The sequence below is a fragment of the Streptomyces sp. NPDC091282 genome (assembly GCF_044757385.1).
GTDB lineage: Bacteria > Actinomycetota > Actinomycetes > Streptomycetales > Streptomycetaceae > Streptomyces > Streptomyces gramineus.
On record NZ_JBIVUX010000001.1, the window covers coordinates 850,508 to 869,532 of the forward strand.

General features: G+C 72.1%; 18 protein-coding genes. 10 read left to right on the forward strand and 8 right to left on the reverse strand.

Annotation, left to right across the window (positions count from 1 at the left end; translation table 11 throughout):
• Positions 1 to 23: 23 nt before the first annotated feature.
• Positions 24 to 1,166: a tRNA dihydrouridine synthase DusB gene (gene dusB, locus ACIQOE_RS03880; RefSeq protein ID WP_399008193.1), complete on the reverse strand. Its 1,143-nt coding sequence runs from the start codon at positions 1,164 to 1,166 to the stop codon at positions 24 to 26.
• A gap of 131 nt (positions 1,167 to 1,297) precedes the next feature.
• Here dusB and ACIQOE_RS03885 point away from each other — a divergent pair, with 131 nt between their 5' ends.
• The gene (locus tag ACIQOE_RS03885) at positions 1,298 to 2,752 is read left to right on the forward strand and encodes an MFS transporter (protein ID WP_401409506.1); all 1,455 of its coding nucleotides are present in this window, start codon (positions 1,298 to 1,300) and stop codon (positions 2,750 to 2,752) included.
• Positions 2,753 to 2,855: 103 nt separating this feature from the next.
• Here the strand turns inward: ACIQOE_RS03885 and ACIQOE_RS03890 are convergent, their stop codons facing one another.
• Both ACIQOE_RS03890 and ACIQOE_RS03895 read right to left on the reverse strand, forming a co-directional pair.
• Positions 2,856 to 3,203 (reverse strand): SCO4225 family membrane protein, encoded by a 348-nt coding sequence (locus ACIQOE_RS03890; protein ID WP_401409508.1) that lies wholly within the window; start codon positions 3,201 to 3,203, stop codon positions 2,856 to 2,858.
• Positions 3,204 to 3,288: 85 nt separating this feature from the next.
• The gene (locus ACIQOE_RS03895; protein ID WP_401409510.1) at positions 3,289 to 4,224 is read right to left on the reverse strand and encodes a helix-turn-helix transcriptional regulator; all 936 of its coding nucleotides are present in this window, start codon (positions 4,222 to 4,224) and stop codon (positions 3,289 to 3,291) included.
• A gap of 101 nt (positions 4,225 to 4,325) precedes the next feature.
• Here ACIQOE_RS03895 and ACIQOE_RS03900 point away from each other — a divergent pair, with 101 nt between their 5' ends.
• Complete coding sequence (locus ACIQOE_RS03900; RefSeq protein ID WP_401409512.1) at positions 4,326 to 5,753, forward strand: MFS transporter; 1,428 nt, start codon at positions 4,326 to 4,328, stop codon at positions 5,751 to 5,753.
• 352 nt (positions 5,754 to 6,105) lie between these two features.
• Here ACIQOE_RS03900 and ACIQOE_RS03905 read toward each other — a convergent pair whose 3' ends face one another.
• A complete protein-coding gene (locus tag ACIQOE_RS03905; RefSeq protein ID WP_351319639.1) occupies positions 6,106 to 8,355 on the reverse strand; it encodes an ATP-binding SpoIIE family protein phosphatase in 2,250 nt (749 codons plus the stop codon).
• 290 nt (positions 8,356 to 8,645) lie between these two features.
• On the opposite strand from ACIQOE_RS03905, the gene ACIQOE_RS03910 reads away from it, so the two are divergent.
• The 3 genes from ACIQOE_RS03910 to ACIQOE_RS03920 all read left to right on the forward strand — a co-directional run bounded on the left by ACIQOE_RS03910 (position 8,646) and on the right by ACIQOE_RS03920 (position 10,737).
• Complete coding sequence (locus ACIQOE_RS03910; protein WP_351319637.1) at positions 8,646 to 8,864, forward strand: hypothetical protein; 219 nt, start codon at positions 8,646 to 8,648, stop codon at positions 8,862 to 8,864.
• Between the two features lie 55 nt (positions 8,865 to 8,919).
• A complete protein-coding gene (locus ACIQOE_RS03915) occupies positions 8,920 to 10,068 on the forward strand; it encodes a serine hydrolase domain-containing protein (protein WP_351319635.1) in 1,149 nt (382 codons plus the stop codon).
• A gap of 237 nt (positions 10,069 to 10,305) precedes the next feature.
• Positions 10,306 to 10,737, forward strand: coding sequence for a hypothetical protein (locus ACIQOE_RS03920; protein WP_362645934.1), 432 nt, complete (start codon positions 10,306 to 10,308; stop codon positions 10,735 to 10,737).
• On the opposite strand, the gene ACIQOE_RS03925 is transcribed toward ACIQOE_RS03920, so the two are convergent.
• Together ACIQOE_RS03925 and ACIQOE_RS03930 are read right to left on the reverse strand one after the other, a co-directional pair.
• Positions 10,724 to 11,326, reverse strand: coding sequence for a TetR family transcriptional regulator (locus tag ACIQOE_RS03925; protein ID WP_351319631.1), 603 nt, complete (start codon positions 11,324 to 11,326; stop codon positions 10,724 to 10,726). The two genes, ACIQOE_RS03920 and ACIQOE_RS03925, sit on opposite strands and share 14 nt — an antisense overlap.
• 26 nt (positions 11,327 to 11,352) lie before the next feature.
• On the reverse strand, positions 11,353 to 12,363 hold the full coding sequence (locus ACIQOE_RS03930) for an aldo/keto reductase (protein WP_351319629.1): 1,011 nt from the start codon (positions 12,361 to 12,363) through the stop codon (positions 11,353 to 11,355).
• 172 nt (positions 12,364 to 12,535) lie between these two features.
• Between ACIQOE_RS03930 and ACIQOE_RS03935 the strand changes: the two genes are divergently transcribed.
• Positions 12,536 to 13,582 carry a chitinase gene (locus tag ACIQOE_RS03935; RefSeq protein ID WP_365563474.1) on the forward strand — a complete coding sequence of 349 codons (1,047 nt, stop codon included), beginning with the start codon at positions 12,536 to 12,538 and terminating at the stop codon, positions 13,580 to 13,582.
• 179 nt (positions 13,583 to 13,761) lie between these two features.
• Here the strand turns inward: ACIQOE_RS03935 and ACIQOE_RS03940 are convergent, their stop codons facing one another.
• Positions 13,762 to 15,144, reverse strand: a complete 1,383-nt coding sequence (locus ACIQOE_RS03940) for a glycine--tRNA ligase (protein ID WP_351319625.1) — start codon at positions 15,142 to 15,144, stop codon at positions 13,762 to 13,764.
• Positions 15,145 to 15,342: 198 nt separating this feature from the next.
• On the opposite strand from ACIQOE_RS03940, the gene ACIQOE_RS03945 reads away from it, so the two are divergent.
• From ACIQOE_RS03945 to ACIQOE_RS03960, 4 genes are all read left to right on the forward strand, one after another.
• A complete protein-coding gene (locus ACIQOE_RS03945) occupies positions 15,343 to 16,299 on the forward strand; it encodes a metal ABC transporter substrate-binding protein (protein WP_351319623.1) in 957 nt (318 codons plus the stop codon).
• A gap of 11 nt (positions 16,300 to 16,310) precedes the next feature.
• Positions 16,311 to 17,075, forward strand: a complete 765-nt coding sequence (locus ACIQOE_RS03950) for a metal ABC transporter ATP-binding protein (RefSeq protein WP_351319621.1) — start codon at positions 16,311 to 16,313, stop codon at positions 17,073 to 17,075.
• Entirely contained in the window at positions 17,075 to 17,977 is a 903-nt protein-coding gene (locus ACIQOE_RS03955; RefSeq protein WP_365563469.1) for a metal ABC transporter permease, read from the forward strand. Before ACIQOE_RS03950 ends, ACIQOE_RS03955 begins: the two co-directional genes overlap by 1 nt.
• A gap of 61 nt (positions 17,978 to 18,038) precedes the next feature.
• A complete protein-coding gene (locus ACIQOE_RS03960; RefSeq protein WP_351319617.1) occupies positions 18,039 to 18,461 on the forward strand; it encodes a transcriptional repressor in 423 nt (140 codons plus the stop codon).
• Positions 18,462 to 18,471: 10 nt separating this feature from the next.
• On the opposite strand, the gene ACIQOE_RS03965 is transcribed toward ACIQOE_RS03960, so the two are convergent.
• Positions 18,472 to 19,011 (reverse strand): YcxB family protein, encoded by a 540-nt coding sequence (locus tag ACIQOE_RS03965; RefSeq protein WP_401409517.1) that lies wholly within the window; start codon positions 19,009 to 19,011, stop codon positions 18,472 to 18,474.
• Between the last annotated feature and the right edge of the window lie 14 nt (positions 19,012 to 19,025).

The following is a 19,025-nucleotide window of genomic DNA, read 5'->3' on the forward strand; positions in this document are numbered from 1 at the left end:
CCCTGTCGAGACCGCTCCCGGCCTCAGCCGCCCGAGGTGTCCAGTTCCGCGTCCTCGCCGATGCCCGAGCAGTCGTAGGGGTCCTTCAGCCAGCCGTCCGGGAGGACCACGCGGTTGTTGCCCGACGTGCGGCCGCGGGGGCCGTCGGCGCCGGCCGGCCAGGGCTGGTCGAGGTCCAGTTCGTCCAGGCCGGCGCGGAGTTCGGCCAGCGAGGAAGTGACGGCGAGGCGTCCGCGCATCTCGCTGCCGACCGCGAAGCCCTTGAGGTACCAGGCGACGTGCTTGCGGAAGTCGACGACGCCCTTGGACTCGTCGCCGAGCCATTCGCCGAGCAGGGTGGCGTGCCGGACCATGACGTCGGCGACCTCCTTGAGCGCCGGTCGCGCGATGTCCTGCGGGCGGCCCTCGAAGGCGGCCACCAGGTCCGCGAAGAGCCACGGCCGGCCCAGGCAGCCGCGGCCCACCACGACGCCGTCGCAGCCGGTCTCGCGGACCATCCGCAGGGCGTCCTCGGCGGACCAGATGTCGCCGTTGCCGAGCACCGGGATCTCCGGGACGTGCTCCTTCAGGCGGGCGATGGACTCCCAGTCGGCGGTGCCGCCGTAGTGCTGGGCGGCGGTGCGGCCGTGCAGGGCGATCGAGGTGACGCCCTCCTCGACGGCGATGCGGCCGGCGTCCAGGTAGGTCATGTGGTCGTCGTCGATGCCCTTGCGCATCTTCATCGTGACCGGCAGGTCCCCGGCCCCGGCGACCGCCTCGCGCAGGATCGCGCGCATCAGGTTGCGCTTGTAGGGCATGGCCGCGCCGCCGCCCTTGCGCGTCACCTTGGGGACCGGGCAGCCGAAGTTCAGGTCGATGTGGTCGGCGAGGCCCTCCTCCGCGATCATGCGGACGGCCTTGCCGACGGTGGCCGGGTCGACGCCGTACAGCTGGATCGAGCGCGGCTTCTCGGTCGCGTCGAAGCGGATCAGCTGCATCGTCTTCTCGTTGCGCTCGACCAGGGCCCTGGTCGTGATCATCTCGCTGACGAAGAGGCCCTTGCCCCCGCTGAACTCTCGGCACAGGGTGCGGAAGGGCGCGTTGGTGATCCCGGCCATGGGGGCCAGGACGACCGGCGGCGCCACGGTGTGCGGGCCGATCTGGAGCGGGGTCGTGGACTCGGGCATTCCCCCATTGTCCCGTACGTCGCGCGGTGCTCGGCCGCCCTGTGGACAACGGCCCGCCGGACACCCTCCGTCATGATCATGTAACACTCATTAGTTAGACGCACTATCGACATCGGCGTAGGATGGGGACCATGCCCGAGCTGACCCATCGCCGACGCATGCTCGTGCTCGCGATCTGCTGCATGAGCCTGCTGATCGTGAGTCTCGACACCACCGCCCTCAATGTCGGCCTGCCGTCCATGCAGCGCGAACTGCACGCCTCGACCGCCGGTCTGCAGTGGACGATCGACGCGTACACCCTGGTCCTGGCCTCGCTGCTGATGCTCGCCGGGTCGACGGGCGACCGGGTCGGCCGCAAGAAGGTCTTCATGACCGGCCTGGTCGTCTTCTCGGTGGGCTCGCTGCTCTGCTCGCTGGCGCCGAACCTCGAATCGCTGATCGCGTTCCGCATGCTCCAGGCGGTCGGCGGCTCGATGCTCAACCCGGTCGCCATGTCGATCATCACCAACACCTTCACCGACCCGCGCGAGCGGGCGCGGGCGATCGGCGTGTGGGGAGCGGTGGTCGGCATATCCATGGCCGCCGGACCGCTGGTCGGCGGCCTGCTGGTGGAGTCGGTCGGCTGGCGCGCGATCTTCTGGGTCAACCTTCCGGTGGGCCTCGCCGCGCTGCTGCTGACGCTGCGATTCGTGCCGGAGTCCCGGGCGCCGAAGGCCCGCAGGCCCGACCCGGTCGGCCAGGTGCTGGTCATCGCGCTGTTCGGGGCACTGACGTACTCGATCATCGAGGCGCCGACCGCGAGCGCGTCCACGGTGCTGCCGTTCGCCGCGGTGGCCGTCGCCGCCCTGGCCGGACTGCTCGTCTACGAGCCGCGGCGCGCCGAACCCCTCATCGACCTGCGGTTCTTCCGCTCAGCGCCGTTCAGCGGGGCCACCGTGATCGCGATCAGCGCGTTCGCGTCGCTCGGCGGCTTCCTGTTCCTGTCCACGCTGTACCTGCAGAACGTGCGCGGCCTGGACGCCCTGCACGCGGGGCTGTGGATGCTGCCGATGGCCGTCCCGATGTTCCTGTGCGCGCCGTTCGCCGGCCGCCTGGTCGGCAGCCGGGGCCCACGGCTGCCGCTGGTGATCGCCGGTGTGGCGATGACCGGGAGCGCGGTGCTGTTCGCGGCCTTCGAGGCGGAGACCTCCGACACGACGCTCTTCCTCGGTTACGTGCTGTTCGGCATCGGCTTCGGCTTCGTGAACGCGCCGATCACCAACACGGCGGTCTCCGGGATGCCGAGGTCGCAGGCGGGCGTGGCCGCCGCCGTCGCCTCCACCAGCAGGCAGCTCGGCCAGACCCTGGGCGTGGCGGTGATCGGCGCGGTGCTGGCGTCGGGCATCGGCTCGTCGTCGTACCGCCAGACGTTCGTGACCGCCGCCCGCCCCGGCTGGTGGATCCTCGCCGGCTGCGGCCTCGCGGTCCTGGTCATCGGCGCCCTGACGAACGGCCGCTGGGCCCGTACGACCGCCGAGCGCGCGGCACACCGCCTGGAGTCGGCGGAGATCCGCCAGGTCGTGGGGACGGCCGGCGAGCGGGTGTGAGTTCCGGGGGCCGGGCGGCGTGACGTCCGGGCCCGGGTGTGGCCTCCGGGCCTCGCGGGTCCGGGTCGCGTGAGTCCTGGTGTCCGCCGCGGGTGGTGGGGTGTCAGCAGGAGCGGAGCATGCGTTGGTGGCGGGTCCGCACCGCCTGTCCGAGGGCGCCCAGGGCCAGCGACTGCAGTAACGCCGATATGACGAGCACCGCGGCGAAGGACCACGCCGGACCGGTCGGCGTGCCCCATGCCGTCCGGCCCAGCGCCGCGACGAGCGGGAAGGCCGGGAAGGTGACCAGCGGCGGCCAGAGCCAGGCGAACTCCTGCTCGGGACCGTCGGCGGCACCGGGCGAGTCGGCCGCCGCCTTGGCGACGACCACGGCGACCACGGCGAGGTAGGCCACCGAGACCCGGTTGGCGAGCGTCAGTCGGACAAGGGTGCGCGTAGGGCCGGTTGTCATCGGTCGTCCCCCCGGGGCCGGTCGTCGGTTCGGCTGCTCACTGCATCGTCTGCCGACGGCGGCGCGCTGTCCTGAGTACCCGTACTCAGTCCCGCTCCGCCGCGACCGCCAGCGCGTGGAGCTGTTCCAGCCGCCGCCGGGACTCGTCGTCCGTCGGCGTGTAGGTGACCAGGCGCGCACCGGTCTCGCGGGTCAGCCACAGGTCGGTGTGGTCCAGGGAGAGGAAACCGACGTACGGGTTGAGGAACTGCTTGGTCCGGGTGCGCAGGTCCACCACCTCGTAGCGCTCCCAGTTCGCGCGGAACTCCGGTGACTCCGCCGTCAGCCGCTTGACCAGCATCTTCCAGGCGGGTTCGGCGAGATGGCCGGCCATCGAGGCGCGGAGTTTCGCGGCCATGAGACGGCGGGTCTCCTCCAGGTGCACGATCGAGCGGCGCCAGTCGGGGTTGGTGTAGACGAGGATCATGCAGTTGCGGTCCTCGGGCGGGACCGCTTCGAGGTCGCCCATCAGGCGGGCGTAGGTGCGGTTGTGGGCGAGGATGTCGTAGCGGCTGTTCTGGATGGTGGCCGGGAAGGGTTCCAGGGCGCGCAGCATCTGGTGCAGCGCCGGGGTGACGCCGGTGCAGTGGGCGGCCGGGGTCGGGTCGGCGGCGCCGGCCAGCTGGAAGAGGTGGGCGCGTTCGCTGGCGTCCAGCAGGAGGGTGCGCGCGAGGGCGTCCAGGACCTGCACGGAGACCTGGATGTCGCGGGCCTGTTCGAGCCAGGTGTACCAGGTGACGCCGACCGCGGAGAGCTGCGCGACCTCCTCGCGGCGCAGGCCGGGCGTGCGGCGGCGGGTGCCGTGCGGCAGGCCGACCTGCTCCGGGGTGATCCGCTCGCGGCGGCTGCGCAGGAACACGGCCAGCTCGCTGCGCCGGACGCCGACGGCGCTGCGGGCCGCCGAGGCCGCCGACTCCGTCGACTCCGCCGGGCCCGCCGTCGTCGTCCGAACCGGAACCGTGTCGTGCGCCGAGGTCGTCATGGTTCCAGCCTGCCGCGTCGCGGATCCTGTTGCCAGGTACTTCTTCTACCAGGACAAGAAGACTCTGGTACCCGTCTGAGCGCCGGAGCAGGCTCATGGTCATGACCGAAACCGTCACCACGGCGGCCGTGCGCCCGCCGTCCGCGCCACCCGCGCTCGGCGGGCCGGGGCTGTTCACCGTCCTGCTGGCCGCGGCCCTGCCGCTCGTCGACTTCTTCATCGTCAACGTCGCCCTGCCCACCATCGGAACCGACCTGCACGCGAGCGAGGCGGTCCTGGAACTCGTCGTCGCCGGGTACGGCGTCGCCTACGCCGTCCTGCTCGTGCTCGGCGGACGGCTGGGTGACCTGTTCGGCCGCCGCCGGCTCTTCCTCGCCGGCATGGCCGCGTTCGGGCTGACCTCGCTGGCCTGCGGACTCGCGCCCGGCGCCTGGTCGCTGGTGGCCGCCCGGGTCGCCCAGGGCGCCGCCGCGGCCGCGATGCTCCCGCAGGTCCTCGCCACCATCCAGGCCGCGACCAGCGGCGGCCGCCGCGCCAAGGCGATGAGCCTGTACGGCGCCACCGCCGGCCTGTCGATGGTCGCCGGGCAGATACTCGGCGGCGTGCTCGTGGCCGCCGACATCGCCGGGACCGGCTGGCGCGCGGTGTTCCTCGTCAACGTGCCGGTCGTCGCCGTCGGGCTGGTGCTCGGGGCGCGGCTCGTGCCGGAGACGCGGTCGCAGCGGCCCGAACCCGTCGACGGACCCGGCACCGTGCTGCTCGCCCTCTCCCTGCTCACCCTGCTGGCCCCGCTCACCGAGGGGCGGGCGGCGGGCTGGCCGCTGTGGACCTGGCTGTCGCTGGCCGCGTTCCCCGCGGTGGCCGCCGCGTTCTACGCCGTGGAGCGCCGCGCCGACCGGGCCGGCCGGACCCCGCTGGTCCCGCCGAGCCTGTTCGCGCTCGCCTCGCTGCGGCGGGGTCTGGTGCTGATGGTGCCGTTCTCCGTCGGCTTCAGCGGGTTCATGTTCGTGATCGCCGTCGCCCTGCAGAGCGGGGAGGGCATGGACCCGGTCCCGGCGGGAATGGCGCTCGCGCCGATGGCCGTCGCCTTCCTGTTCGTGTCCCTGGCCGGGCCGCGGCTGATCGCGCGGTACGGCAGCCGGGTGGTGACGGCGGGGTCGGTGCTCCAGGGGATCGGCGTCGTCCTGATCGTGCTGGCCGTCCGGCGGGACTGGCCGCACCTGGACTTCACCGGGCTGCTGCCGGGGGTCGCGGTCGCCGGGGCGGGTCAGGCGCTGCAGCTGCCCAACGTGCTGCGGCTGGTGATGTCCGAGGTGCCGGTGGGGCGGGCGGGGGTGGGGAGCGGGGTGATGGTCACCACGCAGCAGTCCGCGCTGGCGCTGGGGGTGGCGACGCTCGGCACGCTGTTCCTCTCCCTGGTTCCGCACCATGGGTTCCGGGATGCGCTGGTCGTCGCGCTGCTGGTGCAGTTGGGGCTAGTGGTGGTGACCGGGGGGTTGAGTTTGCGGTTGCCGCGTGCGGTGCGGTGAGCTGCGCGCGGGCGAGGGGGTGAGTGCGGGTGCGGTGCGTGTCGTTCGGGTGCGGCGGCGTCGTGGCTGGTCGCGCAGTTCCCCGCGCCCCTTCACCGGCCCGCCGACCCTGAGTGCCGCGCCGTCGTGGCTGGTCGCGCAGTTCCTCGCGCCCCTAGGTCGGCCGCCGGGACCGGCGTGGGTTCGGCACCCTCCGGGATCGCAGCGAAGGGCCGTGCCGACAGTTGCGCGCCGTCGTGGCTGGTCGCGCAGTTCCCCGCGCCCCTTCAAACGCCCGCCGACCCTGAGTGCCGCGCCGTCGTGGCTGGTCGCGCAGTTCCCCGCGCCCCTTCGGGGGCGTCTCGGGGTGGGGTCAGGTGGGGAGTTCGAACCAGACGATTTTGCCGGTGCCCAGGCGGGTGGTGCCCCAGCGGCGGGCCAGGCGGTTGACCAGGAACAGGCCCCGGCCGTGTTCCTCCTCGGGTGAGGCCCGGCGCAGCCTGGGCAGTTGCGGGACGTCGTCGCCGACCTCGCAGCGCAGCACGTCGGTGCGCAGCAGCCGCAGGGTGATCGGCCGGGAGGCGTGCCGTACCGCGTTGGTGACGATCTCGCTGACCAGCAGTTCGGCGGTGTCGCTGAGTTCGTCGAGGCCCCAGCCGGCCAGGGCCTGCCGGGTCAGCCGACGGGCCCGGCCGGGGCTGCCGACCTCCGGTTCCAGGGTCCAGTAGGCCACGTCGCTCGGGGCGATGCCGTCGAAGCGGGCGGCGAGCAGCGCGATGTCGTCGTCCCGGTCGCCCGGTCCGAGCATGTCGAGGACCTCGTCGCACAGCTCCTCCAGCGGGGGCGGCCGGTCGGGGCCGGTCAGCTGGGCGGTGGCGGCGAGCCGTTCCCGCAGCTGCTCGATGCCGGTCCACACGTCGCGCAGCCGGGACTCGACCAGGCCGTCGGTGTAGAGGAGCAGGGTCGCCCCGGCGGGCGCGTCCAGTTCGACCGCCTCGAAGTCGATGCCGCCGACGCCGATCGGGGCACCGGGCGGCACCGCGAGGACCTCCGTCTTGCCGCCGGGGTGCAGCAGGATCGGCGGCGGATGGCCGGCGTTGGCGACGGTGATGCGGTGCGAGACCGGGTCGTAGACGACGTACAGGCACGTCGCCATGCGGTCGGTGCCCAGGCGCTGGGCCTGCTCGTCGAGGTGGTGCAGCACCTCCTGCGGCGGCAGGTCGAGGCCGGCCAGGGTGAGCGCGGTGGTGCGCAGCTGGCCCATCACGGCGGCGGAGGTCATGGAGTGCCCCATGACGTCGCCGACGACGAGGGCCACCCGGCTGCCGGGCAGCGGGATCGCGTCGTACCAGTCGCCGCCGACGCGGGCCGTCTCGGCGGCGGGCAGGTAGCGCACGGCCAGCCGGACGCCGGTGGGCCGGGGCAGGGAGTGCGGCAGCATCGCGCGCTGCAGCCGGTCGGCGATGAAGGCCTCGCGGCTGTAGAGGACCGCCTTGTCGACGCCGAGCGCGGTGTGGGTGGCCAGCTGGGCGGCGACCAGGAGATCGGCGGGTTCGAAGGCCGGGCGTTCCGGGCGGCGCAGGAAGACCACCGCGCCGGTGACCCGGCGGCGGCCGCGCAGCGGGGCGAGGATCGCGTGCATGCCGGACCAGCCGTTCAACGCGCTGTCCTCGCCGACGAGTTCGCTCAGCGCGGTGCGGGTCGCCCGGTCGTCGGCGAACACCGGCCGGACCCCGCGCAGCACCTCGGCGAGCGCGCCGCCGGGCACCACCTCGCTCCAGTCGCCGGCGTCCAGGTCGTCCTGCTCGTCGTCGACGGCCTCGGCGGGCCAGACCAGGCCCTCGGCGCCGGGACCCTTGATCCGGTCGGTGCGGCGCAGCCGCAGCACGGCCGGTCCGGCGGGACGTTCGTCGCCGACCGGCAGCGGGTCGCGCAGGTAGACGAGGGCCGCGTCGGAGTAGGTCGGGACGGCGGCCCGGCACAGTCCGAGCACGATCTCGTCGGTGTCGAAGCCGCGGGCGATCCGGCGGGTGGCGGCGCCGACGTAGCGCAGCCGGTCCTCGTCGGGCGCCCTGGGGACGGCGGGGCGGGTCCGCGGGCCGTCGGCGTCCTCGCTCACGCCGAGCGCGGCCAGCGCCGACAGCGCGTCGGCGAGGGCGATGTCGTCCGCCACGAAGTCCTCCCGGTCCATGCGCCGCAGGAACACCGCGAGGCCCACGACGGCGTCGGGTGCGCGCAGCGGGGCGAGCAGGATCCTGTTGCCCTGCGGGAGACGGGAAGCGGTCCCGAGCAGTTCACCGAGGGCCTCCTCGACGCCGTCCGCGTCCCTGCCGCACGCCCGCCCGCACCGCAGGATCCCGGCGAGGGCGCCGCCGGAGGGCACCGGGGCGGCGGCCGGCGGGGCGCCGCCCATCAGGCCGCCGAGTTCGGCCGGCGGGCCGTCCAGCAGCAGGCGCAACGGGCCGTCCGGGTCAGGTCCCTGCTCGGCGAGGTAGACGAACACGCCGTCCGCCAGGTCGGGAACGGTCGACAGGCACAGTTCCCTGACGACCTGGGCCGCGCCCTCGGCGCGAGCGATCCGGCGGCCGGACACGGCAAGGAAACGTTGTGGATCCGGCAGCATCGCCTCTCCGTGCCGGTGGCCGCTTCAGCAAAGGTCGCTCTCATCTTGAGCCTTGGTCAATGCCGTGTCCAGGGTTTCCGCCGGTACACCAAGTCGGGCTCGGGCCCGCCGGGTTGGCACGGGAGCCCGGATGTACACCGGGAACGTCCTGTCCAGCGGCAAAAACCCGGCCGGCCGGACACGGCTTGGCCAACTCGCTGTGAAGAAATCCCCGTTGATGTTGGTGATGCTGCACACTCCTCCCGTCGACACGTGCCGGAGGGCAGATCGGGCACCGACTCGGAGGCGTCATGTCACAGCTGGATTCGAGCAAGGTCAGCCGGTGGGACCAGCACGGGCGGGAGCACACGGTGCGGGTCCGGCGCACCGGCGTCCAGCGCACGATCAGGTGTGACACCTGCGGCTGGCGGCAGAGCGCGCAGTTCCTGCCCTGGCTGAAGGCCGAGGAGCACCTGGCCGAGGCCCACCAGGCCACCGTGGACCCGGAGGGAGCGCAGCCCTCCCGATGAGTTTCCGCCGGTGCGCGGGTCGTACGTGCGACCGCATCCGACGGAAGGACGACCGATGACCGACTCACCGCTCCGTGCCACCCTGCGCCGCCGTGTCGAGGACGGGACGGTTCCCGGGGCCGTGGGGCTGGTCGCCCGCGGCGCCGACGTGGAGGCGGTGGCCGTCGGGAACGCCGGTGCCGAGGGGTCCGCGCCGATGGCCCGGGATTCGATCTTCCGGATCGCGTCGATCACCAAGCCGGTGACCGCGGCGGCGGTGCTGATGCTGGTGGACGAAGGCCGGATCGGGCTGGAGGACCCGGTGGCCGAGTGGCTGCCCGAGCTGGCGAAGCCGATGGTGGTCCGCACCCCGCACAGCCCCGTCGACGACGTCGTGCCGGCCGCCCGGCAGGTCACCGTCGAGGACCTGCTCAGCTTCCGCGCCGGCTGGGGCCTGCCTTCCGACTTCTCGCTGCCCGCCGCGCGGGCCCTGTTCGAGGTGCAGGACCACAGCCGTCCCTTCGGGGACTGGCCGGACCCGGACACCTGGCTGGGTCTGCTCGCCGGGGTGCCGATGCTGCACCAGCCGGGCGAGGCCTGGCTGTACGGCACCTCCTCGGCCCTGCAGGGCATCCTGGCCGCCCGGGTGTCCGGCCGCGCCTTCCCCGACCTCCTCTCGGAGCGGATCTTCGAGCCGCTGGGCATGCGGGACACCGGGTTCGAGGTGCCAGCGTCGAAGCGGGACCGGTTCACCTCGTCGTACGCGCCCGCCCAGGACGGCACCCTGCGCCTGACCGACACCCCGGACGGCGACTACGCCCGGGTGCCGCGCTTCGCCTCGGGCGGCGGGGGTCTGGTCTCGACGGCCGACGACTGGCTGGCGTTCGCCCGGCTGCTGCTGAACGCGGGCAGCGCGCCGGACGGCCGCCGGCTGCTGTCCGCGACCTCGGTCAGCCGGATGACCACCAACCACCTGACGGCGTCCCAGCGCGAGCGGGCCGCCCTCTTCCTGGAGGGCCAGGGCTGGGGGTACGGCGGCCAGGTCGACGTCGCCCCGGCCGATCCGTGGAACGTGCCCGGCCGCTACGGCTGGGTGGGCGGCACCGGCACCACCGCACACCTGGTCCCGGCCACCGGCACGGTCACCGTCCTGATGACCCAGGTGGCCATGACGGGCCCGACCCCGAACCCGCTGATGCGGGAGTTCTGGCGGGTCACCGCCTAGGGCCAGCCGCGAACGTCCCGCCTGCCGCGCGGCGACCGCTTCCGGCCGGTTTGGCGGTTACTGCATTCGGGTGACGGTGCGGGGGCGGGTCGCGAGGTCGGCGCGGCTGTCGCCACCTGCGGACTTTACCGGGCCGAGAGGTGCCCGCGACCCGTTCCGGAACCGTCCGGGTCGCCGTCGCGCGCGGCCCGGCGAAGCCTTGAGGAGTCCCTCGTCCTCGTCGACAGGAGCTCAGCAATGCACCGCATCCACCGCCCGGTCTCGCGGGTTCTCGCCGCCGGCGCCCTCTCCCTGGCCCTGCTGTCGGCCGGTACCGCCGGCTCGTTCGCCGCGCAGGCCAAGCCGAGTCCCGCGCCGAGCAGCGCCAAGCCGAAGCCGAGCCCGTCCAAGTCCGGCATGAGCTCGATCTCGGTCAAGACGAACAAGACCTCGGTCAAGGCCGGTGACAAGGTGATCTTCACCGGTCGCACCCAGGGCCTGAAGATCGGCACGCCGCTGGTGCTCCAGCACGAGAACCACGGAAAGTGGGTCCCGCTCCGGGCGAGCGTCAAGGTCAAGAACGGCAGCGCCTACGCGCTCACCTCGAAGATCAACACCAAGGGCACCGAGCATCTGCGGATCGCGGCCGGCAAGACCCACTCCCCCACGGTCACCGTCAAGGTGAACTGAGACCGCGCAGCAGCAGATCGGCCAGTGAGGCGAAGTCCGCCTCGGCCTCCGGCCGCATCCACTCGCGGGCGTAGCCCGGGTCGTGGAAGCGGCCGGTGGCCTGGAAGACGACCCGGGCCGCCGCGGCGGGGTCGGACACGGTGAAGACTCCCGTGCCGGCCCCGTCCCGGAGGATCCGGGCGAGCTGCCCGGTCAGGTCGTCGATGTGCTCGGTGACCGCCGGGCCGTTCTCGTCGACCAGCACCATGTAGGTGGCGAACAGCTCCGGGTCGTCGCCGGCCTTGCGGCGCTTGGCGTCGAAGAGCGCCCACAGCCAGTCCCGCAGCCGCGCCCCGGGGTCCCGGTCGGCGGCCGCGATGCCGCACAGCTGCTCCGAGGTGCGGTCCAGCCACCTCTTCGTCACCGCCTCCCGCAGCGCCGCCTTGGTCCGGAAGTGCCGGTAGACGCTGCCGTGGCTGACGCCGAGCGCGCGGGCCACGTCCACCACGGTGGCCTTGGCCGGGCCGTGCCGGCGCAGCACCTCCTCGGTCGCTTCGAGGATGCGCTCGGCGGTCAGGGCCGGGGTCGGGGTCGGGGACGTCGCTGCCATGGCCTAGACGGTACCTGGCACCGGGATCAGTGCTCGGTGCCGAGATGGCTCATCTGCGCGGCCGGGTAGCGGGTGCCCGCCGCGGCGCCGGCCGGCACGGCCTCCTCGATCGCCGCCAGGTCGGCCTCGTCCAGCGTGACGTCCAGCGCGCCCAGCGACTCGGCGAGCCGCTCGCGGGTGCGGGCGCCGACGAGCGGCACGATGTCGTCGCCGCGGGAGAGCACCCAGGCGATGGCGATCTGGGCGACGGTCACGCCCTTCTCGTCGGCGATCTTGCGCAGCGCCTCCACGAGGTCGAGGTTGTGCCGGAGGTTGTCGCCCTGGAAGCGCGGCGAGAAGGCCCGGAAGTCGCCGGCGCCGAGCTGCCGGTCGCTGGTGAAGTGGCCGGAGATCAGGCCCCGGGACAGCACGCCGTAGGCGGTGATGCCGATGCCCAGCTCGCGGGTGGCGGGCAGGATCTCCCGCTCGATGTCGCGGGTGATGATCGCGTACTCGATCTGCAGGTCGGAGATGGGCGCGGTGGCGGCGGCCCGGCGGATGTTGTCCACCGAGGCCTCGCTGAGCCCGATGTGCCGGACGTATCCCTGCTCGACCAGTTCGGCGATGGCGCCGACCGTCTCCTCGATCGGCACGTCCGGGTCGACGCGGGCGATCCGGTAGACGTCGATGTGGTCGACGCCGAGGCGCTGGAGGGAGTAGGCGGCGAAGTTCTTCACGGCCTGCGGGCGGCCGTCGTAGGCGTTCCAGCCGCCGGCCGGGTCGCGTAGGGCACCGAACTTGACGCTGGTCAGGGCCTTGTCACGGAGGTCGGCGGGGGCGGTGCGCAGGGCCTCGCCGACCAGCATCTCGTTGTGGCCCATGGCGTAGAAGTCGCCGGTGTCCAGGAGGGTCATGCCGGCGTCGAGGGCCGCGTGGACGGTGGCGATCGACTCGGCGCGGTCGGCCTCGCCGTAGAGCGCGGACATGCCCATGCAGCCGAGGCCGAGAGCGTGGACGCGGGGGCCGGTGGTTCCGAGGGTGCGGATGTGCGTCGTCATGCCCCCAGCTTGGCATGACAGCTGACAGATTTCAATATCTGTCATTCCATACATGGCCCGGCTTTCTGGTCCAGACCTATTGACGAGAGGTCTGGACCACGCGCACTGTCATGGCTACGACAGCACTGCCCTGGCTACGACACCTCGCCGCACCCCCACCGGGAGGATCCGTATGTTCCGCCGCGCCCTCAGCCTGCTCGCCGCCGCCCTGGCGACCGCCGCGCTCACCCAGTTGCCCGCCGCCGCCCCCGCCTCCGCCGCCGACACCTGCGCGGTGAAGCCGAAGCCGGCCGGAAAGGTCCTGCAGGGCTACTGGGAGAACTGGGACGGCTCCGCCAACGGCGTCCACCCGCCGTTCGGCTGGACCCCGATCACCGACTCCCGGATCGCCGCGCACGGCTACAACGTGATCAACGCGGCCTTCCCGGTCATCCGCTCCGACGGCACCGCGCTGTGGGAGGACGGCATGGACGCGGGCGTGAAGGTGGCGACCCCCGCGGAGATGTGCGCGGCGAAGGCGGCGGGGCAGACCATCCTGCTGTCGATCGGCGGCGCGGCGGCCGGCATCGACCTCAGCTCGTCCGCCGTGGCCGACCGGTTCGTGGCGACGATCGTCCCGATCCTGAAGAAGTACAACTTCGACGGCATCGACATCGACATCGAGACGGGCCTGGTGGGCAGCGGCTCCATCGGCCAGCTCTCCACGTCCCAGGCCAACCTGGTCCGCATCATCGACGGGGTGCTCGCCCAGATGCCGGCGGGCTTCGGCCTGACGATGGCCCCGGAGACGGCGTACGTCACCGGCGGCAGCATCACCTACGGCTCGATCTGGGGCGCCTATCTGCCGATCGTGAAGAAGTACGCCGACAACGGCCGGCTGTGGTGGCTGAACATGCAGTACTACAACGGCAGCATGTACGGCTGCTCCGGCGACTCCTACTCGGCGGGCACGGTGGCCGGCTTCACCGCCCAGACCGACTGCCTCAACAAAGGCCTGGTCGTGCAGGGCACGACGATCAAGGTGCCGTACGACAAGCAGGTCCCGGGACTGCCCGCGCAGTCGGGCGCGGGCGGCGGCTACATGTCGCCGAGCCTGGTCGCCCAGGCCTGGAACCACTACGGCACGTCCCTCAAGGGCCTGATGACCTGGTCGCTGAACTGGGACGGCTCCAAGAACTGGACCTTCGGCGACAACGTGAAGGCGCTCCAGCACCGCTGACCGCACGGGGCCGGCCGGCGGGCACCCGCGGGCCGGTGGATCCCCGCGGGCCGGTGGGGGTTGATCGCGCAGTTCCCCGCGCCCCTGAGGGCGCTCACGGCCCGCCGCCCGATCCAGGATGCCCGCCCTCCGGCCGACCGAGTCGGCTGGAGGGCGGGCGTCCTGGGGTGGAAACGGGTCTAGCAGCCCAGCAGGCGTCCGGCGAGGTAGCCCTCGATCTGGTCCAGGGAGATCCGCTCCTGCTTCATCGAGTCACGCTCGCGGACGGTGACCGCGTTGTCCTCCAGCGTGTCGAAGTCGACGGTCACGCAGTACGGCGTGCCGATCTCGTCCTGGCGGCGGTAGCGGCGGCCGATGGCGCCGGCGTCGTCGAACTCGATGTTCCAGTGCTGCCGCAGGGCGGCGGCGAGGCCCTTGGCCTTCGGGGACAGCTCGGGGTTGCGGGACAGCGGGAGCACCGCGACCTTGACCGGCGCCAGGCGGTGGTCGAGGCGCAGTACCGTGCGCTTCTCCAGCTTGCCCTTGGCGTTCGGCGCCTCGTCCTCGACGTAGGCGTCGAGCAGGAACGCCAGCATCGCGCGGCCGACACCGGCCGCGGGCTCGATGACGTACGGCGTCCAGCGCTCCCCGGCCTCCTGGTCGAAGTAGGAGAGGTCCTGGCCGGAGGCCTTGCCGTGGGCGTTCAGGTCGTAGTCGGTGCGGTTGGCGACGCCCTCCAGCTCACCCCACTCGCTGCCGCCGAACTGGAAGCGGTACTCGATGTCGGCGGTGCGCTTGGAGTAGTGGGAGAGCTTCTCCTTCGGGTGCTCGTACCACCGCATGTTCTCCTCGCGCAGGCCCAGGCCGGTGTACCAGTTCCAGCGCTGCTCCATCCAGTACTCCTGCCACTTCTCGTCCTCGCCCGGCTTGACGAAGAACTCCATCTCCATCTGCTCGAACTCGCGGGTGCGGAAGATGAAGTTGCCGGGCGTGATCTCGTTGCGGAAGGACTTGCCCATCTGGGCGATGCCGAACGGCGGCTTGCGGCGCGAAGTGGTCTGCACCTGGGCGAAGTTGGTGAAGATGCCCTGGGCGGTCTCCGGGCGCAGGTAGGCGACGGAGCCGCTGTCCTGGGTCGGGCCGAGGTGGGTGGAGAGCAGACCCGAGAACTGCTTGGGCTCGGTGAACTGGCCCTTGTTGCCGCAGTTGGGGCAGTTCACGTCCGCCAGGCCGTTCTCCGGGAGGCGGCCGTGCTTGGCCTCGTAGGCCTCCTCCAGGTGGTCGGCGCGGAACCGCTTGTGGCACGCGGTGCACTCGGTGAGCGGGTCCGTGAAGGTGGCGACGTGACCGGAGGCCACCCAGACCTCCGGGGCCAGGATGACGGACGAGTCGAGACCGACCACGTCCTCGCGCGACGTCACCATGTAGCGCCACCACTGGCGCTTCAGGTTCTCCTTGAGCTCGACACCGAGCGGCCCGTAGTCCCAGGCGGCGCGCTGTCCGCCGTAGATCTCACTGCACGGGAATACGAAGCCACGGCGCTTGCTCAGGCTGACGATGGTGTCGATCTTGTCGGCGGCCACGGTGCTCTCTTCATTACGACGACGGGCGACGAAGCGAGATGCTTCACAGCGAATGATTCAGGTTACCGGCGGGGGCTCCCCCCCGGCCAAATCGGTCCCCCATGACGGACGGGAGGCCCGGCGCGCACCGGAGTGTCGCCGAAGTGCCCCGCCGGAGCTTGTTGACAACGGTTTCCATCTTTGTTGAAAATGACTCTCATGAACGTACGACGTCGCCTCATATCCGCGGCCGCCGCGGCCACCGTCACCACCCTCGGCATCGCGACCCTCACGGCCTGCGGAGGTGACGCCACGGCGGCCGGGACCGGGAGGTTCGACGTCGTCGCCTCCTTCTACCCGATGGCCTTCCTCGCCGACCGGATCGGCGGGAACCACGTCCACGTCACCAGTCTCACCTCGCCCGGCCAGGAGCCGCACGACCTGGAGATCAGCCCCAAGCAGATCATCGGGATCGAGAAGTCCGACGCGGTCCTCTACCTGAAGAACCTGCAGCCCTCCGTCGACGCCGCGGTCGCCCAGTCCTCGGTCGGCACGAAGATCGACGCGGCCTCCCTGACCACGCTGGAGCAGCACGGCAACGAGGTCGGCGGCCACGCGGCCTCGCACGACACCTCCAAGAACGAGGAGGCCTCCGGCCTCGACCCCCACATCTGGCTGGACCCGGTGCGCTACGCCCAGGTCGCCGAGGGCGTCGGCAAGGCCTTCGAGAAGGCCGACCCCGAGCACGCGGACGACTACAGGAAGAACACCGCCGCCCTGGTCGAGCAGCTGGACGCCCTCGACACCGCGTTCAAGGACGGCCTCGCCCACACCAGGACCAAGGTCTTCATCACCACCCACGCCGCCTTCGGCTACCTCGCCGAGCGGTACGGCCTGACCGAGGAGGCCATCAACGGCCTCGACCCCGAGTCGGAGCCCAGCGCGGCCCGCGTGAAGGACCTGGAGACCATGGCCAGGGCCGACGGCGTCTCCACCGTCTTCTACGAGACGCTCGTCAGCGACAAGACGGCCAAGACCATCGCCGCCGACGCCGGACTGAGGACGGACGTCCTCGACCCGATCGAGGGCATCACCGGCAAGTCCCGCGGCAAGGACTACTTCGCCGTCCAGCAGGCCAACCTCAAGGCCCTCCGAACGGCCCTCGGCGCGAAATGAGCGGAGAGAAAATGACCGGCGAGCCCGTCATATCCCTGCGCGGTGTCACCGCCGAGCTGGGTTCGCGCCCCGTCCTGCGCGGCATCGACCTGACCGTGCACCGCGGCGAGGTCGTCGCCCTGCTCGGCGCCAACGGCTCAGGCAAGTCCACCGCGATCCGCACGATCATCGGCCAGGTGCCGGCCACCGGCGGCGAGATCGCCCTGTTCTCCACCCCGCGCCGCGCCTTCCGCGACTGGTCGCGGGTCGGCTACGTCCCGCAGCGCACCACCGCGGCGGGCGGGGTCCCCGCCACCGTCACCGAGGTGGTCTCCGCCGGGCTGCTCTCCCGCACCCGCTTCGGCTTCTTCCGCAGGGCCGACCACCAGGCCGTCCGGGACGCGCTCGGCCTGGTCGGGATGGCGGACCGGGCCAGGGACAACGTCGAGGCGCTCTCCGGCGGCCAGCACCAGCGGGTGCTGATCGCCCGCGCCCTGGTCGCCCGGCCCGACGTCCTGATCATGGACGAGCCGATGGCGGGCGTGGACCTGGCCAGCCAGGAGATCCTCGCGCGCACCCTGCGCGAGCAGGTCGCCCAGGGCACCACGGTCCTGCTGGTCCTGCACGAACTGGGCCCGCTGGAGCCGCTGATCGACCGCGCGGTCGTCCTGCGCGACGGCTGCGTCCTGCACGACGGCCCGCCCCCGGCGGCCGTCGGCCAGCACGCCCTGCCCGGCCACGACCACGTCCACCCCCACGACGAGCACACACCACTGCGCACGGGACTGCTGAGCTGATGGACTTCCTGAACTACGCCTTCATGCAGCGGGCCCTGCTCGCCGCCGTCCTGGTCGGCATCACCGCGCCCGCCGTCGGCATCTACCTGGTCCAGCGCCGCCAGGCGCTGATGGGCGACGGCATCGGCCACGTGGCGATGACCGGCGTCGGCCTCGGCTTCCTGCTCTCCACCTCCCCGGTGTGGATGGCCACGGCCGTCTCCGTCCTCGGCGCCATCCTGATGGAGCTGATCCGCTGGTACGGCCGCACCCGCGGCGACATCGCCCTCGCGATGCTCTTCTACGGCGGCATGGCCGGCGGTGTGATGCTGATCAACCTCGCGCCGGGCGGCTCCAACGCCAACCTGATGTCGTACCTCTTCGGCTCGCTGTCGACGGTGTCGGAGTCGGACGTGACCGCGATCTGCGTGCTCGCCGCCTTCGTCCTGCTGGTCACCCTCGGTCTGCGCCGGCAACTGTTCGCGGTCAGCCAGGACGAGGAGTTCGCCCGGGTGACGGGCCTGCCCGTGCGGGCGCTGAACCTGCTGACCGCCGTCACCGCCGCGGTCACCGTGACGGTCGCCATGCGCGTGGTGGGTCTGCTGCTGGTGTCGGCGCTGATGGTGGTGCCGGTGGCCGCGGCCCAGCAGCTGAGCCGCAGCTTCGCGGCCACCTTCGCGATCGCCGTCGCGATCGGTGTGACGGTGACGATCGGGGGCACCATCACGTCGTACTACCAGTACGTTCCGCCGGGGGCGACGATCGTGCTGCTGACCATCGCCGCGTTCGTGGTGCTGAGCCTGCTGGCCGCGCCGCTGGCCCGGCGGCGCGCCCGTGCGGCGGCCGCGCGGCGGCCCGCCGGGGACCCGGCGGAGTGCGCGATTCCGGCCGGACGGCAGGCCGCCGACGAGGCCGGCGTCTGACCGCGCTGCCTGCGGGCTGGCACAATGGCCCGGCAGAAGCAGTGATGTGAGGAGGCAACCGGTGACGACCGCTGGACCGCCCGTGAAGGGCCGCTCGACCCGTCAGCGGGCAGCCGTGGCGGCGGCCCTCAACGAGGTCGACGAGTTCCGCAGCGCGCAGGAACTGCACGACATGCTCAAGCACAAGGGCGACTCGGTGGGCCTCACCACGGTGTACCGCACCCTCCAGAACCTCGCCGACGCCGGCGAGGTGGACGTCCTGCGCACCTCCGACGGCGAGTCCGTGTACCGCCGCTGCTCCACCGGCGACCACCATCATCACCTGGTCTGCCGCGTGTGCGGCAAGGCGGTGGAGGTGGAGGGACCCGCCGTCGAGAAGTGGGCGGAGGCGATCGCCGCCGAGCACGGCTACGTCAACGTCGCCCACACCGTCGAGATCTTCGGCACGTGCGCGGACTGCGCCGGGACCGCGGGAAGCTGCTGAGCCGCCCGCGCTACCCGCGCGTGATGTTCCGGTCGAGGATCGCCCGCAGCCGGTCGACGTCGGCGGGGTCCGAGAGGCCGCGCTTGGGCAGCATCGTGAACGCGACCGCGCCCTTGGTGTCGCTGAACGTCACGAAGAGTTCGGGAGTCTCGCGGTAGCGGGGCTGCGCCACCCAGTCGACCGTGGTCGAGGTGTGGTCGGTGGTCACCGTCACCCCCGACGCCGTGACGACCGCCCGGAAGACACCGTTGCGTGCGGCCATGCGCTGCATGGCCCGTCCCATCAGCCTCGGGAGGACGAGCAGCAGGGCCACGAAGGTGACGAGCCCGACCAGCAGACCCACGTTGGCGTTCTGCCCGGTGAGCATCAGGAGGACCTGCAGGGCGGCCAACGCGGAGGCCACGCCGATCATCCAGTACTCCCGTCGCCCGCCCCTGCTGAACCGACGGCGCTCCCGCGATATCGCGACGAAGTCCCTCGCCGTCGGCACGAACTCCAACTCCACCGTGTCCGGCACGGAGTTCTGCCCCAGATTCATGTCCATGACCATGGGGCGGATCGTAG

Coding starts and splice junctions, on each gene's coding strand:
- ACIQOE_RS03915 (WP_351319635.1), top strand. CDS start 8,920: ATGACCGACTCACCGCTCCGTGCCACCCTGCGCCGCCGTGTCGAGGAC.
- ACIQOE_RS03920 (WP_362645934.1), top strand. CDS start 10,306: ATGCACCGCATCCACCGCCCGGTCTCGCGGGTTCTCGCCGCCGGCGCC.
- ACIQOE_RS03950 (WP_351319621.1), top strand. CDS start 16,311: ATGACCGGCGAGCCCGTCATATCCCTGCGCGGTGTCACCGCCGAGCTG.
- ACIQOE_RS03905 (WP_351319639.1), bottom strand. CDS start 8,355: ATGCTGCCGGATCCACAACGTTTCCTTGCCGTGTCCGGCCGCCGGATC.
- ACIQOE_RS03910 (WP_351319637.1), top strand. CDS start 8,646: ATGTCACAGCTGGATTCGAGCAAGGTCAGCCGGTGGGACCAGCACGGG.
- ACIQOE_RS03955 (WP_365563469.1), top strand. CDS start 17,075: ATGGACTTCCTGAACTACGCCTTCATGCAGCGGGCCCTGCTCGCCGCC.
- ACIQOE_RS03885 (WP_401409506.1), top strand. CDS start 1,298: ATGCCCGAGCTGACCCATCGCCGACGCATGCTCGTGCTCGCGATCTGC.
- ACIQOE_RS03895 (WP_401409510.1), bottom strand. CDS start 4,224: ATGACGACCTCGGCGCACGACACGGTTCCGGTTCGGACGACGACGGCG.
- ACIQOE_RS03935 (WP_365563474.1), top strand. CDS start 12,536: ATGTTCCGCCGCGCCCTCAGCCTGCTCGCCGCCGCCCTGGCGACCGCC.
- ACIQOE_RS03900 (WP_401409512.1), top strand. CDS start 4,326: ATGACCGAAACCGTCACCACGGCGGCCGTGCGCCCGCCGTCCGCGCCA.
- ACIQOE_RS03945 (WP_351319623.1), top strand. CDS start 15,343: ATGAACGTACGACGTCGCCTCATATCCGCGGCCGCCGCGGCCACCGTC.
- ACIQOE_RS03890 (WP_401409508.1), bottom strand. CDS start 3,203: ATGACAACCGGCCCTACGCGCACCCTTGTCCGACTGACGCTCGCCAAC.
- ACIQOE_RS03930 (WP_351319629.1), bottom strand. CDS start 12,363: ATGACGACGCACATCCGCACCCTCGGAACCACCGGCCCCCGCGTCCAC.
- dusB (WP_399008193.1), bottom strand. CDS start 1,166: ATGCCCGAGTCCACGACCCCGCTCCAGATCGGCCCGCACACCGTGGCG.
- ACIQOE_RS03925 (WP_351319631.1), bottom strand. CDS start 11,326: ATGGCAGCGACGTCCCCGACCCCGACCCCGGCCCTGACCGCCGAGCGC.
- ACIQOE_RS03965 (WP_401409517.1), bottom strand. CDS start 19,011: ATGGTCATGGACATGAATCTGGGGCAGAACTCCGTGCCGGACACGGTG.